This is a genomic window from Kitasatospora sp. NPDC002522, from assembly GCF_053595195.1.
On the sequence record NZ_JBSFXE010000001.1, the window covers coordinates 53,419 to 70,483 of the forward strand.

14 protein-coding genes and 1 pseudogene are annotated in these 17,065 nt (G+C 73.4%); 5 read left to right on the forward strand and 10 right to left on the reverse strand.

Translation table 11 applies throughout. The annotated features are described in order from the left end of the window. Positions 1–11: 11 nt before the first annotated feature. Positions 12–1,667, reverse strand: coding sequence for a urocanate hydratase (hutU, locus tag ACWD4U_RS00230; protein ID WP_363461979.1), 1,656 nt, complete (start codon positions 1,665–1,667; stop codon positions 12–14). Between the two features lie 381 nt (positions 1,668–2,048). Here hutU and ACWD4U_RS00235 point away from each other — a divergent pair, with 381 nt between their 5' ends. Genes ACWD4U_RS00235 through ACWD4U_RS00245 form a run of 3 tightly spaced genes read left to right on the forward strand, consistent with a single transcriptional unit; the run spans position 2,049 to position 4,913 of the window. Further along, the gene (locus ACWD4U_RS00235) at positions 2,049–2,708 is read left to right on the forward strand and encodes a hypothetical protein (RefSeq protein WP_363461961.1); all 660 of its coding nucleotides are present in this window, start codon (positions 2,049–2,051) and stop codon (positions 2,706–2,708) included. Positions 2,709–2,736: 28 nt separating this feature from the next. Then, positions 2,737–4,314, forward strand: coding sequence for an N-6 DNA methylase (locus ACWD4U_RS00240; protein ID WP_363461963.1), 1,578 nt, complete (start codon positions 2,737–2,739; stop codon positions 4,312–4,314). Continuing rightward, positions 4,314–4,913 carry a restriction endonuclease subunit S gene (locus tag ACWD4U_RS00245; protein ID WP_363461965.1) on the forward strand — a complete coding sequence of 200 codons (600 nt, stop codon included), beginning with the start codon at positions 4,314–4,316 and terminating at the stop codon, positions 4,911–4,913. Before ACWD4U_RS00240 ends, ACWD4U_RS00245 begins: the two co-directional genes overlap by 1 nt. A 57-nt stretch (positions 4,914–4,970) precedes the next feature. Here the strand turns inward: ACWD4U_RS00245 and ACWD4U_RS00250 are convergent, their stop codons facing one another. The 4 genes from ACWD4U_RS00250 to hutH form a co-directional block, all read right to left on the reverse strand. Further along, on the reverse strand, positions 4,971–5,279 hold the full coding sequence (locus tag ACWD4U_RS00250; protein ID WP_363461967.1) for an SHOCT domain-containing protein: 309 nt from the start codon (positions 5,277–5,279) through the stop codon (positions 4,971–4,973). A gap of 96 nt (positions 5,280–5,375) precedes the next feature. After that, positions 5,376–5,696: a hypothetical protein gene (locus tag ACWD4U_RS00255; protein WP_363461969.1), complete on the reverse strand. Its 321-nt coding sequence runs from the start codon at positions 5,694–5,696 to the stop codon at positions 5,376–5,378. 148 nt (positions 5,697–5,844) lie between these two features. Then, a complete protein-coding gene (locus ACWD4U_RS00260; protein WP_363461971.1) occupies positions 5,845–6,717 on the reverse strand; it encodes a MurR/RpiR family transcriptional regulator in 873 nt (290 codons plus the stop codon). A 163-nt stretch (positions 6,718–6,880) separates the two neighbouring features. Beyond that, positions 6,881–8,443 carry a histidine ammonia-lyase gene (gene hutH / locus ACWD4U_RS00265; protein WP_363461981.1) on the reverse strand — a complete coding sequence of 521 codons (1,563 nt, stop codon included), beginning with the start codon at positions 8,441–8,443 and terminating at the stop codon, positions 6,881–6,883. Positions 8,444–8,525: 82 nt separating this feature from the next. Here hutH and fdhD point away from each other — a divergent pair, with 82 nt between their 5' ends. Continuing rightward, positions 8,526–9,344: a formate dehydrogenase accessory sulfurtransferase FdhD gene (gene fdhD / locus ACWD4U_RS00270; RefSeq protein ID WP_363461973.1), complete on the forward strand. Its 819-nt coding sequence runs from the start codon at positions 8,526–8,528 to the stop codon at positions 9,342–9,344. Here the strand turns inward: fdhD and ACWD4U_RS00275 are convergent. From ACWD4U_RS00275 to ACWD4U_RS00295, 5 genes and pseudogenes are all read right to left on the reverse strand, one after another. Then, on the reverse strand, positions 9,314–10,204 hold the full coding sequence (locus tag ACWD4U_RS00275; RefSeq protein WP_363461975.1) for a helix-turn-helix transcriptional regulator: 891 nt from the start codon (positions 10,202–10,204) through the stop codon (positions 9,314–9,316). The genes fdhD and ACWD4U_RS00275 overlap by 31 nt on opposite strands. A gap of 85 nt (positions 10,205–10,289) precedes the next feature. After that, positions 10,290–11,051, reverse strand: a complete 762-nt coding sequence (locus ACWD4U_RS00280; protein WP_363461977.1) for an SDR family oxidoreductase — start codon at positions 11,049–11,051, stop codon at positions 10,290–10,292. 710 nt (positions 11,052–11,761) lie between these two features. Further along, positions 11,762–12,910: pseudogene (locus ACWD4U_RS00285) on the reverse strand (diguanylate cyclase domain-containing protein); the annotation flags it as partial. Between the two features lie 169 nt (positions 12,911–13,079). Further along, positions 13,080–14,141 (reverse strand): adenylate/guanylate cyclase domain-containing protein, encoded by a 1,062-nt coding sequence (locus ACWD4U_RS00290; protein WP_363457411.1) that lies wholly within the window; start codon positions 14,139–14,141, stop codon positions 13,080–13,082. A 207-nt stretch (positions 14,142–14,348) separates the two neighbouring features. Continuing rightward, on the reverse strand, positions 14,349–15,245 hold the full coding sequence (locus ACWD4U_RS00295; protein WP_449787052.1) for a biotin--[acetyl-CoA-carboxylase] ligase: 897 nt from the start codon (positions 15,243–15,245) through the stop codon (positions 14,349–14,351). Positions 15,246–15,458: 213 nt separating this feature from the next. On the opposite strand from ACWD4U_RS00295, the gene ACWD4U_RS00300 reads away from it, so the two are divergent. Then, the gene (locus ACWD4U_RS00300; RefSeq protein WP_363457408.1) at positions 15,459–17,048 is read left to right on the forward strand and encodes an acyl-CoA carboxylase subunit beta; all 1,590 of its coding nucleotides are present in this window, start codon (positions 15,459–15,461) and stop codon (positions 17,046–17,048) included. Positions 17,049–17,065 lie beyond the last annotated feature (17 nt).

Below are 17,065 nucleotides of genomic sequence, written 5' to 3' on the forward strand. Positions count from 1 at the left end.
GAAGTCGGCGGTCACAGCTCCGCCATCGGCACGCGCACGCCCCGCTCGTCGGCGACCTCGGAGGCCCGGTCGTAGCCGGCGTCGACGTGCCGGATGACGCCCATGCCGGGGTCGTTGGTGAGGACGCGGCGGATCTTCTCGCCGGCCAGCGCGGTGCCGTCGGCGACCGTCACCTGGCCGGCGTGGATGGAGCGGCCGATGCCGACGCCGCCGCCGTGGTGGATGGAGACCCAGGACGCGCCGGAGGCGACGTTGACCATGGCGTTGAGCAGCGGCCAGTCGGCGATCGCGTCGGAGCCGTCGAGCATCGCCTCGGTCTCGCGGTACGGGGAGGCGACCGAGCCGCAGTCCAGGTGGTCGCGGCCGATCACGATCGGGGCGGAGAGCTCACCGGAGGCGACCATGTCGTTGAACCGCTCGCCCGCCTTGTCGCGCTCGCCGTAGCCGAGCCAGCAGATCCGCGCGGGCAGGCCCTGGAAGTGCACCTTCTCCTGGGCCATCTTGATCCAGCGGTGCAGCGACTCGTTCTCCGGGAAGAGGTCGAGCACCGCCTTGTCGGTCTTGTGGATGTCCTGCGGGTCACCGGAGAGCGCAGCCCACCGGAACGGGCCCTTGCCCTCGCAGAACAGCGGCCGGATGTACGCCGGGACGAACCCGGGGAAGGCGAACGCCCGGTCGTAGCCCGCCAGTTGGGCCTCGCCGCGGATCGAGTTGCCGTAGTCGAAGACCTCGGCGCCGCGGTCCTGGAAGCCGACCATCGCCTCGACGTGCCGGGCCATCGACTCGCGCGAGCGCTGGGTGAACTCGGCGGGCTTGGCGGCCGCGTAGTCGGCCATGTCGTCGAAGGCGACGCCGATCGGCAGGTAGCTCAGCGGGTCGTGGGCGCTGGTCTGGTCGGTGACGATGTCGATCGGCGCGTCCATCGCGAGCAGCTGCGGGAACAGCTCGGCGGCGTTGCCGAGCAGGCCGATGGAGAGCGGCTGCCGCTTGTCGCGGGCCTCGGTGGCCAGCTGCAGCGCGTGGTCGAGGTTCGTGGCCTCGACGTCCAGGTACCGGTGCTCGATCCGGCGGGCGATCCGGGACGGGTCGCAGTCGACGCAGATCGCCACGCCGCCGTTCATGGTGACGGCGAGCGGCTGGGCGCCGCCCATGCCGCCGAGGCCGGCGGTGAGGGTGATGGTGCCCTCGAGCGTGCCGTTGAAGCGCTTGTTGGCGACGGCCGCGAAGGTCTCGTAGGTGCCCTGCAGGATGCCCTGGGTGCCGATGTAGATCCACGACCCGGCGGTCATCTGGCCGTACATGGTGAGGCCGAGCGACTCCAGCCGCCGGAACTCCTCCCAGTTCGCCCAGTCCCCGACCAGGTTGGAGTTGGCGATCAGCACGCGCGGCGCCCACTCGTGGGTCTGCATCACGCCGACCGGCCGGCCGGACTGCACCAGCATGGTCTCGTCCTGCTTCAGCCCCTGCAGCGTCCGCACCATGGCGTCGAACGACCGCCAGTCCCGGGCCGCCTTGCCGGTGCCGCCGTAGACCACCAGCTTCGACGGGTGCTCCGCGACCTCCGGGTCCAGGTTGTTCATCAGCATCCGCAGGGCGGCCTCCTGCTGCCAGCCCTGCGCACTCAGCCCGGTACCCCGCGCCGCCCGAACCTCGCGCGGCCCGCTCACCTGCTCTGCCATGGCCCAGCCTCCTTGCGGATGAATTCATTCACGATCAAGCAGACTGAATATATCCAAACAGAACCAGGCTGGCCAGAGTTCCGGCCCCGCGAGTGGGGCCCGAAGGGGTTAACAGATTCGAGCGCACCACAATGCGCTTGCGAGGCCACCTCGCGGTGCCCTACTGTCGTCGCAAGCTGATGAGGCGTCAGAAGACCTTCGGGGTGCTGCACCGGCCTGTCCACCGCACGGACTCGGCCGAGGAGAAGCCCGAGGAAAAAGCAGTGCCCCGGGCGGCATGCTCAGCAGAGGCGGACCCGGGGCTTACCCGGCCAGCGTAGCAGCGGCCCCGTGGACCGCAACAAGGAATCCAGACCGGAGGAACCCGTCGTGACGAACGCACTGCCTCGGTGGATGCGCACTGCGCTGTCCGAGCAGCGGCTCGTGCCCTACGTGAAGGCGACGGGCGGCGACGAGGGGCAGGCGCGGCTCCTGTACTGGTGGAACGCCGAAGCCTCCGGGGCGTTCCTCGGCCCGCTGCACTGCTTGGAGCTCACCCTGCGCAACGCCTTGCACGATCGACTCGGCGCCGGCTTCGGTCGAGCCGACTGGTGGGAGGCCGCCCCACTCAGCCCGAACGGGCGGAAGCTGATCGACGAGGCCCGGCGCAAGGGCGGTCGCCGGCACGGGGTCACCTCGTCCGACGACGTCGTCGCGGAGCTCTCGTTCGGATTCTGGGTGTCGCTGCTCAGCACCGCGTACGACCGTGCACTGTGGGTGCCGTTCCTGCACCGCGCGTTTCCGCACTACTCGGGTCGCCGTCGGCTGCTCCACGAGGACTTCTACTCGATGCAGCTCTTCCGCAACCGGATCGGGCACCACGAGCCGATCCACCACCGGCACCTGGCGGCCGACCACGCGAAGATCTACCGCCTGCTTGAATACCTCAGCCCGGACATGGCGGCCGCGGCCCGTGCGATGGACCGCGTTCCGGAGGTCCTGAGCACCCGCGAGGACACCTGCGGGGGCTTGCGGCCTCCGCGGTTCTGAACCGGCGACGGCACCGATGGAGGCCAGGATGACCGACCCCGCAGAGACCGGCGGCCTGCTCTCACGCGCCGACATCGCCCAGCGGGCGGGGGTGGAACGCCCGGCGGTGACGAACTGGCAGCGCCGGCACCCGGACTATCCGGAGCCCGTCCGGGTCGGCACCGAGGAGCTGTTCCACGCCGAGGAGATCCGCCGGTGGCTCTCCGGCCGCGTGGTGCCGCGCAACCAGCTCCGCCCCGGCGAGACCCACGGCCTCACCTACGCGGACCGGTTCGCCGCGTCGGCGGGGAAGCCACCGGCCGACTCCGGAAAGGTCGAGCGCATCGTCGCCGAGCTGCTGGGCGAAGCGGGAGCCTGGTACCTCCGGGCCGGCTGGAACCCCGGCTACGACTCGCTGCTGCGGTTCCTGCTGTACCTCCGCGCCTGTCGGCCGGACGCCTGGGCGGCGATCCTCGACGAACCGCTCCCGCTCGCACGGGTGATCGAGCGATGGACCGCCGAACTCGCTGAAGACCCGGACCAGCTCGCCCAGTTGATCCGGCGCTGTCCCGACAGCGTGCTCGACGACACGGTACGGACCATCAACCTGCTGACGCCCGGGCATGAGGTCGCGGACGCCTATGACGCGCTCCTCCGGGAGTCCGCAGCGCAGCAGGGCGCCCGCAGCGGCAGCTTCTACACGCCGACCGCCGTCCGGCAGGCCATGCTCGCCGTGCTGGCGCAGGGCCCGCCACCCGCCAGCCTCTACGACCCCTACTGCCGCTCGGGTGAACTGCTGGTCGACGCGGCCAGGTCCCTCGGAACCCCACCCGTGGTGCGGGGCGCGACCACCCGGCCGAGCGACGCCCGGTCGAGCGAGCTGAACCTCGCGATCCACTCCGTCCCCGCCTCGGTGGCCGTGGTCAACGAGCTCCCGGAACCTGATGCGGCCCACCGGTATGACGTCGTGCTCGGCAATCCTCCGTTCAGTCTCAAGGCGCACGACCCGGCGATCGTCGAGCGCGGCTGGCCGTTCGGTCCGCCGCCCGCGCGCAACCTCGATCTGGCGTGGGTCCAGCACGTCGTGCTGTCGCTGGCACCAGGCGGACGCGGCGCGCTGGTGATGCCGCACGGTGCGGCCTTCCGGTCCGGCAGGGAACGGGACATCCGGGCGGCCCTGGTCGAATCCGGCGCGATCGAGTGTCTGATCTCGCTGCCCGCGGGTCTGTTCACCGCGACGGCTGTTCCGGTGATGATCTGGATCCTCCGCCCCCCGCACGATGCCGATCGGCGCGAGGTGCTGATGATCGAGGCCTCGGACCTGGGCACCCGCACGGCCAGGGGACATTCGTTGGAGCCGGCCGCCGTCGCCACGATCGAAGACGCGTACCGCAGGTGGCAGACGGACCGATCGCTCACCGACATCAGCGCCTCCCCCACCGTCGAGGACCTCCGAGCGGCGGACTACGTCCTCGTGCCGGCCCGCTACGTCGAGCCCGTGGACGCCCCGCAACCGGGTCGCGGCAGCGCTTCGCTCGACGAGCTGCTCAACCGCCTCGAGCATCTCGATCGGCGGGCTGCGGCGGCCGACCGAGCTCTCACCCGGGCACTGGAAGGACTCAGCTGATGAGCACGCCCCAGTCCGTCCGTCTCGAGGACTGCTGTTCCCTCCAGGCAGGGCCGTCCGCGCCGTCGCCCCGCGCTCTGGCGACGGACGGCAGCGGCGTCCCGATGCTGCGGCCGCAGAACATCGGCGAACGCACCCTGATCAACGATCCGCTGGTCGGCGTACCGGACGCCACGGCCAAAGCACTGGACCGCTATCGGCTGCGGGCCGGCGACGTGCTCTGCGTCCGGACCGGGCGCCCCGGGAAGTCGGCCGCCGTGACGGAGCGTCAGACCGGCTGGCTGTACAGCGGGAGCCTCTTCCGCATCCGGCCGGGAGCCGCGGTCGATCCGTCCTACCTGGTCCACTACCTGGCCAGCCCCGCGGTCGACCGCTGGTTGCACCAGTACATCCGCAGAGGGGCGGGCATTCCGAGCCTCACCCTCCGGGACCTCTCAGGTCTCCCGATCCCCCTGCCCTCGCTGGACGAGCAGCGGGAGGCCGTGCGGGTCCTGGTCGCGATCGACGAGAAGATCGCGGTACACCGCCGGATCGCCGAGACCGCCGTCGAACTCCGCGCGGTTCTGGCCGCGCGACTGTTCGCCGAACCGGGCCGCTGAGGCCGGGGCGGACGCGCCCGACGCCCGATCCGCTCCGCAGCTCGGCCGGGCGACCGCTCAGCTCGTGCCCGGCGGACCGTTCCCCCGGGTTCCCTCGCGGAGGGCGGCCAGGCGCTCCCGGTACTCGTCGACCTCGATCTCGCCGCGGGCGAGGCGCTCGGCGAGCAGTCGCTCCGCCTCCGGGGCCGGGAGCGGCGCCTCCGGGCCGCCCCAGTGCGGGGCGGGGGGTGGCGCGGTGCGGTGCGCCTGGGTGCGCCAGAGCAGCAGGGCCACCCCCGCGATCAGGAGCAGGAGCAGCAGGAAGGCGAGCCCCGGGAACATCCACTCCCAGCCGCCGTTCGGCCCGTGGTGCCAGTAGTGCCTCATCGTGATCACCCGCCACCGCACCAGGAAGGGGTGCGCCCTTCCCAGTCTGCGCCTCGCCGCGGCCGGCCGGAATCCGTCGGTTCCGGCCGGCCGCGGTCAGGCCGCCTCGTCGCCGTCCCAGTCGATGCCGATCTCGGCGAGCCAGCGGCGGTCCTCGGCGTCGGGTTCGGGGACCGCCTGCCCGGGGCGGGCCGGCGGGCGCGGGATCTCCTGGATCGGGCCGACGCCGTAGCGGGCGGCGGCGTCGGCTGCGGCGTCGGTGCCGGGTTCCAGGACGCCGATGTGCACGGCCTCCTCGTCACCGGGATCGAGCACGGTGAGTTCGGGGTACGGCGGCCGGCGCAGCGCGATCCGCCGCCCGCAGGACGGGCAGGACCACTCGTCGGCTCCGGACCCGAGTCGTCCGGTGAGTCTCATCTGATGGATCGGACGCATTGGACTTCCCCCGTCCAAGCTTCGGTACGTCATCCCCCATGAAGAGACATGCCCGCTCAGGCCCCATCGTCAACCCGACGAGAAGGTGTCGGTAGAACAACAACAGGAGTCGTTCCAGGAACAACAGGTGTCATTCCAGGAACAACTGACGGGCCGTCGCGGACTGCTCGATGGCCTCCAGCCGGGCCTCCGCGCCGGGCAGCTCGTCGCACATGGTCTGCAGCAGCACCCGGCCGAGCATCATCGGGGCGCAGGCGGTGTCGAAGACCAGGCCGGTGCCGACGGCGGCGGGCAGCAGCAGGTCGGAGAGCTTGGCGACCGGGGCGAACGCGGAGTCGGCGACGGTGAGCACGGTCAGCCCGCAGTCGCGGGCCACCGCGAGGGCGTCCATCAGCTCGCGCGGGTAGCGGGGCAGCGCGAAGCAGAGCAGCGCGGTGGCCCCGGCGGCGGCGGCCTGCTCGAGCCGGTCGGCGAGCATCGAGCCGCCCTCGTCCAGCAGCCGCACGTCGGGGTGGACCTTGGCGGCGAAGTAGGCGAAGCCGTGCGCCTGGGCGGAGGCGGCGCGCAGGCCCAGCACCGGCAGCGGGCGGGAGGCCGCCAGCAGCCGGGCCGCGCGGACGATCGGGGCCGGGTCGGCGAGCAGGTCGGCGAGGTGCCGCAGGTGCTCGATCTCGGCCAGCACGGCCTGCTGGTGCTCGTTGCGCACCACCTCGTCGGGGCTCTCCGGGGTGGGGGACTCGCCGACCCCGAGTTCGCGCAGCTGCTTGCGCAGCGCCGGGTAGCCGTCGTAGCCGAGCGCCACCGCGAACCGGGTCACCGAGGGCTGGGAGACCCCTGCCAGCTCGGCCACCTCCACGCTGGACAGGAACGGCGCCTCGGCGGCGTGCCGGACCAGCGAGTGCGCGATCCGCCGCTGCGTGGGCGTCAGCCGGTGGCCCTCGAAGAGCTGGAGCATCCGGGCCGAGGGCCCCGGGTGGGTGCCGGTCTCGTCCAGGGCGGTCATCAGCGGTACCTCCACGCTCGGTTGGGCGGACGCCGGTGGCTTCGGCGGTGGGAAGACTGTGGCGCAGTCCCGGCAGGTGGGCAATCCCGTTTCGCCTGACGGGACGGGCGGGTCCGGAGGCTCCCCCCGGCGGGTGCGCCCGCCCGTCCCGTGCGGCGGCGGGTCAGGCCAGCGGCCCGGTGACCCGCTCGACCGCGTCCACCAGGGCGCCCGAGGCGACCAGGGCGGCGGCGGCCTCCAGGTCGGGCGACAGGAACCGGTCGCGGCCGGGACCCCCGACCCCGGCCGCGCGGGCCGAGGCCACCGCCGCGGCGGTCGCCGGAGCCAGCGGGTCGGCCCCCTCGGCGGCCTGCGCCCGGATCTCCAACGCCCGTGCGGAGGCGACGAGTTCCACCGCCAGCACACGTCCCAGGTTGACCACCGCGGCACGCAGCTTACGGGCGGCCGACCAGCCCATCGAGACGTGGTCCTCCTGCATCGCCGAGGACGGGATGGAGTCCACCGAGGCCGGCACCGCGAGCCGCTTGTTCTCGCTGACCAGCGCGGCCTGGGTGTACTGGGCGATCATCAGGCCGGAGTCCACGCCCGGGTCGTCGGCCAGGAACGCGGGGAGCCCGTGCGAGCGGGCCTTGTCCAGCAGCCGGTCGGTGCGCCGCTCGGAGATCGAGGCCAGGTCGGCCGCGGCGATCGCCAGGAAGTCCAGCACGTACGCCACCGGGGCGCCGTGGAAGTTGCCGTTGGACTCCACCCGGCCGTCCGGCAGCACCACCGGGTTGTCGACCGACGCGGCCAGCTCCCGGTCGGCGACCAGTCGGGCGTGCGCCAGGGTGTCCCGGCCGGCGCCCGCCACCTGCGGCGCGCAGCGGATCGAGTAGGCGTCCTGCACCCGCGGCGCGTCGTCCTGGTGATGGCCCGTCAGCCCGGAGCCGCGCAGCACCGCCAGCATGTTGGCGGCGGCCGCGGCCTGGCCCGGGTGCGGGCGGATCGGAGCGTGCAGCTCCGGCGCCAGCACCTTGTCGGTGCCCAGCAGCGCCTCCAGCGACATCGCGGCGGTGATGTCGGCGGTGGTGTACAGCCGGTGCAGGTCCGCCAGGGCCATCACCAGCATGCCGAGCATGCCGTCGGTGCCGTTGATGAGGGCCAGGCCCTCCTTCTCCAGCAGCTCGACCGGCTCGATGCCGGCCGCGGCGAGCAGCTCGGCGGCGTCCTTCTCCACCCCGTCCGGGCCGAACGCGGTGCCCTCGCCCATCAGCACCAGGGCGCAGTGCGACAGCGGCGCCAGGTCGCCGGAGCAGCCCAGCGAACCGAACTCCCGCACCGCCGGGGTGATCCCGGCGTTCAGCAGGGCCGCCATGGTCTCGGCCACCACCGGGCGCACCCCGGTCCGGCCGGACGCCAGCGTCTTCATCCGCAGGAACATCAGCGCCCGGACCACCTCGGTCTCCACCACCGGGCCCATGCCCGCCGCGTGCGAGCGCACCAGCGACCGCTGCAGCTGCGCCCGCAGCTCCGGGCTGATGTGCCGCACCGCCAGCGCCCCGAACCCGGTCGAGACCCCGTACACCGGACGCGGCTCCGCCGCGAGGGCGTCGATCCGGGCCCGCGCGGCCGCCATCTCGGCCCGCGCGTCCGGCCCGATCTCCACCCGGGCCCCGCCGCGGGCCACGGCGAGGACATCCTCGGCGCTGACGTCGGCCTTGCCGACCTGGACGACGACATTGTGCATATCCATATGCACAATCAGATCAGGTGAATGGGGATATGACAACATGCCGAGTGGTTGACTGACTCCCGGAGGTGCGATTCGGATGGCACGGGCGACGGTACGGCGGCGAGTGGTACGGCTGCGCGGCGACGAGAGCAGTGCCCGGCCGGACTCGCTGGCCGCCGAGGAACCACTGGAGATCCGGCTCGGCGGCGACCCGCTGACCGTCACCATGCGCACCCCCGGCCACGACTTCGACCTGGTCGCCGGCTTCCTGGTCGGCGAGGGCCTGGTCACCGACACCGCGGAGCTCGCCGCCCTGCGCTACTGCGCCGGCACCGACGCGGAGGGCGCCAACACCTACAACGTCGTCGACGCCACCGTCCGCGGTGCCCGCACCGCGCTCTCCGCCCACCGCAACCTCCTCACCACCAGCGCGTGCGGCCTGTGCGGCCGCGACACCGTCGACGCCGTCCGCACCCACAGCCGCTGGGACGTCTCCGCCGACCCCCTCACCGTCACCCCCGACACCCTCTACGCCCTCCCCGAGAGGCTCCGCGCCGCCCAGCGCACCTTCGACACCACCGGCGGCCTGCACGCCGCCGCCCTCTTCACCGCCGACGGCCGGCTGCTCTGCGCACGCGAGGACGTCGGCCGCCACAACGCCGTCGACAAGGTCATCGGCTGGGCCCTGCGCGAAGGCCTCCTCCCCCTCCGGGGCCACGTCCTCCTGGTCTCCGGCCGCGCCTCCTTCGAACTCACCCAGAAAGCCGCCCTCGCCGGCCTCCCCCTCCTCGCCGCCGTCTCCGCCCCCTCCTCCCTCGCCGTCGAACTCGCCGAAGAACTGGGCCTCACCCTGATCGGCTTCCTCCGCGATCGCTCCGCGAACGTCTACACCCGGCCGGACCGGATCGGCCCCTGAGCCGCCGGCTGCGCGGGGGCGCTCCAGGCGAGCAGCATCCGGAGCGCGTCGTGGGACGGGCTGCCCGGCTCGGCCGCGTAGGTGACCAGTGCCTGGTCGGGGTCGTCGGCCGCGCGCAGCGTCTCGTAGCTCAGCTCCAGGTCGCCGACCAGCGGGTGGTGGAACCGCTTGGTCCCGGCGGTCTTGTCCTGCACCGGGTGCTCCGCCCACCAGCGCCGGAAGTCCTCGCTCCGCATCGACAACTCCCCGATCAGCCGCGCCAGTCGGGGGTCGCCGGGGTGCCGTCCGGCCTCCAGGTGGAGGTAGGCCACGTTCTCCCGGGCGCAGGCGGACCAGTCCGCGTACAGCTCCCGGGTGATCGGGTCGAGGAAGGTGATCCGGGCGATGTTGCGCTCGGCCGGGTCCACGGCGGCGTAGTCGCCGAGCAGGGCCACCGCCGCCGGGTTCCAGGCCAGGACGTCCATCCGGCGGCCCATCACCAGGGCCGGCACGTCCTTCAACTCGTCCAGCAGCCGCTGCAGCATCGGCCGCACCTGCTGCCCGCGGCGGGCGCCGGGCCCGCGCACGGGCCGGGCGGCCTGCCGCGGGCGCGCCAGGTCGTGCAGGTGCCGGGTCTCGTCCCCGCTCAGGCGCAGCGCGCGGGCGAGGGCGTCGAGCACGCCGTCCGACGGGTTGGCCACCCGGCCCTGTTCCATCCGGGTGTAGTAGTCGACGCTGACGCCGGCGAGCTGGGCGATCTCCTCGCGGCGCAGGCCCGCGACCCGGCGGGTGCCGCCGTAGTCCGGCAGTGCCACGTCCTGCGGGCGCAGGCGGGCTCGGCGGGTCCGGAGGAAGTCGGCCAGGCCGGTCGCGGTCGTCATGCGGTGATTGTGGCCGATCGCCGGGGTGCGCTGCCTGGCCCTGCCGGTGCCAGGCAGCCCGCGGCCGGGCGCGGCCCGGCGGGCGTCACGCCTGACGGGTCGGCAGGACGATCGACTGGCGCAGGTTGACGTGCCGGGGGCGGCTGACGGTGTAGGCGATCAGGTCGGCGACGTCCTCGGCGGCGAGGGCCGGGATCGCGGCGAACATCCCGCCGAGCTGTTCGCGCAGCTCGGGGTTGTCGACGTGCCCGGGGAGCTCGGTCTCGGTCAGGCCCGGCTCGATGGTGCCGACCCGGACGTCGCACGGGCCCAGCTCGGTGCGCAGCGCGGCGGACAGGTGGGTGAGTGCCGCCTTGGTGGCCGCGTAGACCGCGTAGTCGGGGAACAGGACGTGGGAGGCGATGGAGGAGATGTTGACCAGGTCGGCGGTGCCGCCGTCGGAGGCGGCCGCGGTGAGGTCGGGGACGAACGCGCGGATCACCCGCAGCGCGCCGGTGAGGTTGGTGTCGATCATGCGGGTCCACTCGTCGAGCCGGCCGGCCGCGAGCGGGTTGGGCAGCATCACGCCGGCGTTGTTGACCACCAGGTCGACCCGGCCGTAGGCGTCGTGGACCCGCGCGGCGGCGGCGTCGACGGACGCCTGGTCGGTGACGTCGGCGGTGACCGCGAGGACCCGGCCGCCGGCGGCGGTGAGCTCGGCGGCCAGCGCTTCCAGCCGGTCGGTGCGCCGGGCGAGCAGCGCGACGCGGGCGCCGTCCGCCGCGAGCAGGCGGGCGGTGGCCGCACCCATGCCGCTGGCCGCGCCGGTCACGACGGCGGTGCGGGTGGCGAGGGCGGAATAGCTCATGGGGGGACTCCTGGGTCGGTCGCGCGGGCCGGTGCGGTGGCCGGATGCGGACCACTCTGTGCCGGGCCGCGACGGCCGACCAGAGCCTGCCGTTCCCTGGGAGAGCCAGGACCACCCTGGGCCGGACGGGCCCGGGCGGCTCAGGTCGGCGGCGGCGAACAGGGCCCCGACAGCGCCACCGCCACCAACGTCCGCAGGGCCGGGGCGATCTGGCCGAGTGGCAGGGTCGACTCGTCGGCGAAGAGTTCGAGCAGCCAGCCGCCGGCGGGGTTGGCGCCGCCCGCCGCGACCATCGCCCGGTAGCCGGACACCACCATCACCGCCTCCTCCGCGGCGTCGTTGCCGGGCGCGCCCGCCCGGAGGGCGAAGGAGCCACCGGTCACGGCCTTCGCGGTGAGCGGGTAGTGGCGCAGGTCGAAGACGGCGTCGGGGGCCTCGATCTGGGCGCGCTGGGTCTGGGCGCGGGCGGACGCGGGACCGCCGGTCATCCGGTAGAGCGCGTGGCGGGCGGTGCGCATCTGCGGCGAGCCGGGCGGGACGTAGGAGACCCACCAGCCGACGGCGTTGAGCAGGCGGGAGGCGCTCTCGGCGACGGTGGAGAGGCGGCCGAGGGTGTCCGCGGGGTGGGTGACCGCGCCCTGCAGGCCGCTCTGGTCGAGCGCGGCGAGCACCGCGGCGAGCAGCTGGCCGGGGTCGGCGCTGTGCGCGGCGCCGCGGAAGCGGCGCCGGTCGCCGCCGGGGCGGGCGCCGCGGCGGCCGTCGGCGCGGTGGTGCGGGTCGGCGGCGTCGGCGAGCAGCACGGTGGGGTCGGGGGCGAAGCCGGGGCCGTGGCTGCGGCCGGCCACCACGGGGTGGGCGGCGCGGGAGGCCTTGGCCCGGTACTGGGCGGCGTCGGCGAGCCGGAAGAGGCGGTCGGGGGTGGTGACCGGGCCGATCGCGTCGCCGGTCGAGGCGATCCCGCAGGCGACGCCCTCACCGTCCGTCAGTTCCAGGGCGCGGGCGCAGAGTTCCTCGGCGACGGCGACCACCTCGTCGGCGGACTGGCCCTCCGCGAGCAGGCAGAACTCGTCGCCGCCGAGGCGCGCCGCCAGGCTGCCGGGGAGCTTGGCGGCGGACAGCGAGAGCTGGTGGGCGAACCGCTCCAGCAGCCGGTCGCCCATCTCGTGGCCGAGCTGGTCGTTGACCCGCTTCAGCCCGTTGACGTCGCAGACCACCAGGGAGACCACGGTGTGGTCCCGGGTGTGCGCGCGCAGCGCCTCGTCGAGGCGGGCGTCCACGGCGCGGCGGTTGGCCAGGCCGGTGAGCGCGTCGGTGAACGCGAGGCGGCGCAGGTCGGCGACCCGCTCGGTCTGGGCCAGGCCCGCGGAGACCTGGGCGGCCAGCAGCGTGGCGTACTCGGCGTCGGCGTCGGTGAACACCGGCATCCCGACCGCCCGGGCCAGGTACAGCTCGCCCCAGGCCTGGCCGTGCAGCACGATCGGCGCGACCAGGCAGCAGCCGCGTCCCCGCCGGCGCAGGCCGGCCGCCCGCTGCTGGCAGAAGGCGCCGGCGCCGGGGTGCTGGTGTCCGGTGTGCGGGGTGGAGTCCTCCGCGGTCTGGGTCCAGGCGCGGGGCAGCCGGCCGGTGGTCCAGTGCTCCTCCAGGTAGGTGACGATCTCCGGGAAGTCCGCCACCGGGTACGACTCGTCCTCCGGCAGCTCCTCCTCGCCGGGCGACAGCTCCCCGTGGTTGACCAGCACCCGCAGCCGGCCGGACTCCCGGTCCCACACCGACACCGCCGCCATGGTCGCCCCCAGCGCGGACACCGCCCGCGCCGCGGCGGCGCGCACCGCCTCCAGCGGGGTCAGCGCTCCCGCCATGTCCTGCGCCAGCTCGACCACCGCCTGCAGCCGGAGGTCCGGCGCGGCCGCCTCGAAGGAGGTCTCCTCGCTCATGGTCGCCTCGCTCACCGGTCGCCTCTCCTGCCCGCTGGTCCTTTCACCAGACTAGGAGGATTCCGGACGATTCAGGCGAAGGCAGGCGGACCGGTCAGACGCCGGAGGAGGTGGCCCGGGAGAGCAGCCAGGGTTCGACCAGGCCGAGGCCGCGGACCGGGCGGCGCCACATGGGTTGCAGGTGGAAGCGGTGGTCGGGGGCGGCGGGGGCCTCGGGGAGGCCCGCGGTGCCGTTCTGGTCGAGGGCGGCGGCGAGTTCGCCGTCGACCAGGACGGCGTCCTTGGGCGCGATCGAGGTGAGCCGGGAGGCGAGGTTGACGGTGGTGCCGAAGACGTCGCCCATCCGCGAGGTGACGGTGCCGAAGGCCATGCCGACCCGCAGGGCGGGCATGTTGTCCTCCTTGGCCAGGGTCTCGATCAGCGAGAGGGCGATCTCGGCGACGGTCGCCGGGTCCTCGGAGACGAACAGGATCTCGTCGCCCAGGGTCTTGACGACCCGTCCGCCCTGACCGGCGATCAGGTCGGAGCAGGTGTTCTCGAACCCCTCGACCAGCTCGCCGAGTTCCTCCTCCTCCAGGCGCCGGGAGAGCCGGGTGAAGCCGACCAGGTCGGCGAAGGCGACGGCGAGCCGGCCGGAGGTGACCTCGTGGTCCTCGGCGGCCGCGACGACCCGGCCGGTGACGGCGGCGAGCTGACGGCGCCACACGTAGACCAGGAACTGCTCCAGTTCGGGCAGCAGCAGCTCGACCAGCGGGTAGGCGACGTCGGAGCGGGTCATGCCGGGCTCGACGGGCTGGGTGAGGTTGTCGAGGAAGGTGTCCATCTGCCAGCCGGCCAGCCGCGCGGTGGTCTGGCCGGTGGAGCGGGCGACCTGGATCGCCATCGGCTCGCTGAGCAGCCCGGACTCGATCAGGCCGGCCAGCCGGCGCAGCGCGATCACGTCGTTGTCGGTGAGGGCGCGGGACTGGCCGATGTCGGGGAAGCCCATGGCGCGCCAGAACCGGGTGGCGAGGTCCATCGGCACCTCGGCGGCGCGGGCGGCCTGGTACGGGGTGTATCTGCGCGGTGCGTCGAGGATGAGCCGTTCCAGGTCGGCGGCGACGGTGTTCTCCTCCGTGCCGCCGTTGCCGGTCTTGGCGTCGCCGTTCTCTGTCACCGGTCCGTCCCCGTGCGGTCGCCGCACTTCGTCTCGTGCTCCTGCCTGTCCGGCTGCCGGTCCGGGCACGCGACCACCGCGGGGGTAGTGGCGAGCCTCACACCGCTGCCAGGTGGAATGTTCGCACGGAATCACGTAATCCGGGGCATCCGCCCATGACCCGGTCGACCGGTCCCGCAGGGTGAGACGTGCCGGGCCCGGGGCCGGTCAGGCCTGCGGGCGGACGTGCACCACGTCGCCCGCGGCGACCGGGTGGCGGGTGCCGTCGGGGGTGCGGACCACCAGTCGGCCGTCCGCGTCGATCGCCACCGCCTCGCCCACCAGTTCGCGCTCGCCCGGGAGTTGGACCCGCACCGGGCGGCCGAGGGTGGTGCAGCGGGCGGTGTAGGCGGGCAGCAGTCCGCTGGCGTGCGGGTCGCCGGCCGCGGCGGTCCACTCGCCGTACAGCTCGGCGAACTCGCGCAGCAGGGCGCGCAGCAGTGTCGCCCGGTCGGTGACCTCGGCGCCGGCCAGGGCCAGCGAGGCGGCGGTGGGGACCGGCAGTTCGGCCTCCCGCAGCGTGACGTTGAGGCCGAGTCCGGCGATCACCGCGCCGCCGCTGAGCTCGGTGAGGATGCCGCCGAGCTTGCGCTCCTCGCCGCCCACCTCGACCTGCAGGTCGTTGGGCCACTTCAGTCCGGTGCGCACCCCGGCGACCCGGTCGAGGGTGGCGGAGGCGGCGGTGCCGATCAGGATCGGCAGCCAGCCGTAGCGCTCCATCGGCACGCCCGTGGGGCGCAGCAGCACGGACAGGAAGAGTCCGGAGCGGGCGGGCGCGGACCACCGGCGGTCGAGTCGGCCGCGCCCGGAGTTCTGCGCCTCGGCGACCAGCACCGCGCCCTCGGGGGCGCCGTCCTTCGCCCGGGCGGCCAGGTCGCTGTTGGTCGAGCCGGTCTCGGCGACCACGTCGAGCGAGGTCCACAGCGACCCGGGGCGCAACAGGTCCAGCCGCAGCGCCGCCTCGTCCAGCGGTGGCCGGTCCAGGTCGGTCCACGGGGAGGGACCCCCGTGGCCGAAGCCACGCAGGCCGGAGCGACGGGGACGGGGGCTCTCGGGCTCGGTCACCCGGCCACCCTACGGCTTGCGGTCCTGCCCGCGAGGAAGGCCGCACGCCGCATCATCGTCCCGCAGAACGGGCAGTGACACGATGTGTCGATGGCCATAGCCGCCGAGCGCCGCGACGTGGCTACGCTACGGAGCGGTAGACCGCAGTGCCGCCCTGCCCAGCAACCCTCACGCGTCGGGCCAGCGGCCCAGGATGCAGGGAGAGCCCCCGGAATGACCGAGGCACCGCAGGACCCGCACACCACCGCCGGAAAGCTCGCCGACCTGCGCCGGCGCATCGACGAGGCGGTGCACTCCGGCTCGGCCGCGGCGGTGGAGAAGCAGCACGCCAAGGGCAAGCTGACGGCACGTGAGCGGATCTTGGAGCTGCTGGACGAGGACTCGTTCGTGGAGTTCGACGAGTTCGCCCGGCACCGCTCCACCAACTTCGGTCAGGAGAAGAACCGCCCGTACGGCGACGGCGTGGTGACCGGCTACGGCACCGTGGACGGCCGTCAGATCGCGGTCTTCGCCCAGGACTTCACCGTCTTCGGCGGCTCCCTCGGCGAGGTGTTCGGCGAGAAGATCGTCAAGGTGATGGACTTCGCGCTGAAGACCGGCTGCCCGATGATCGGCATCAACGACTCCGGCGGCGCCCGGATCCAGGAGGGCGTGGTCTCGCTCGGCCTGTACGGCGAGATCTTCCGCCGCAACGTGCACGCCTCCGGCGTGATCCCGCAGATCTCGCTGATCATGGGCCCGTGCGCGGGCGGCGCGGTGTACTCCCCCGCGGTCACCGACTTCGTGGTGATGGCCGACCAGACCTCGCACATGTTCATCACCGGCCCCGACGTGATCAAGACCGTCACCGGCGAGACCGTGGACATGGAGGAGCTGGGCGGCGCCCGCACCCACAACACCAAGTCCGGCAACGCGCACTACCTCGCCGCGGACGAGAAGGAGGCCATCGAGTACGTCAAGAGCCTGCTCTCGTACCTGCCCTCCAACAACCTCTCCGACCCGCCGGCCTACCCCGAGCAGGCCGACCTCGCGATCACCGACGAGGACCTGGAGCTGGACTCGATCGTCCCGGACTCCGCCAACCAGCCCTACGACATCCGCCGGGTCATCGAACACGTCCTGGACGAGGGCGAGTTCCTGGAGGTCCAGCCGCTGTACGCGGGCAACATCGTGATCGGCTTCGGCCGGGTCGAGGGCCACCCGGTCGGCGTGGTCGGCAACCAGCCGATGGACCTGGCCGGCTGCCTGGACATCGCCGCCAGCGAGAAGGCCGCCCGCTTCGTGCGCACCTGCGACGCGTTCAACATCCCGGTGCTCACCTTCGTCGACGTCCCCGGCTTCCTGCCCGGCACGGGCCAGGAGTGGGACGGCATCATCCGCCGCGGCGCCAAGCTGATCTTCGCCTACGCCGAGGCCACCGTCCCGCTGATCACCGTGATCACCCGCAAGGCCTTCGGCGGCGCGTACGACGTGATGGGCTCCAAGCACCTCGGCGCCGACCTCAACCTGGCCTGGCCGACCGCCCAGATCGCCGTCATGGGCGCCCAGGGCGCGGTCAACATCCTGCACCGCCGCGAGCTCGCCGCCGCCGAGGCCGAGGGCCGCGGCGAGGAGCGCCGCGCCGAGCTGCTCGCCTCCTACGAGGACACCCTGCTCAATCCCTACCTGGCCGCCGAACGCGGGTACGTGGACGCGGTCATCGCCCCCAGCGAGACCCGCCGCCACATCGTCCGCGGGCTGCGGGCGCTGCGCGGCAAGCGAGAGTCCCTGCCGCCGAAGAAGCACGGCAACATCCCGCTGTAGCAGAAGGGCACACACCC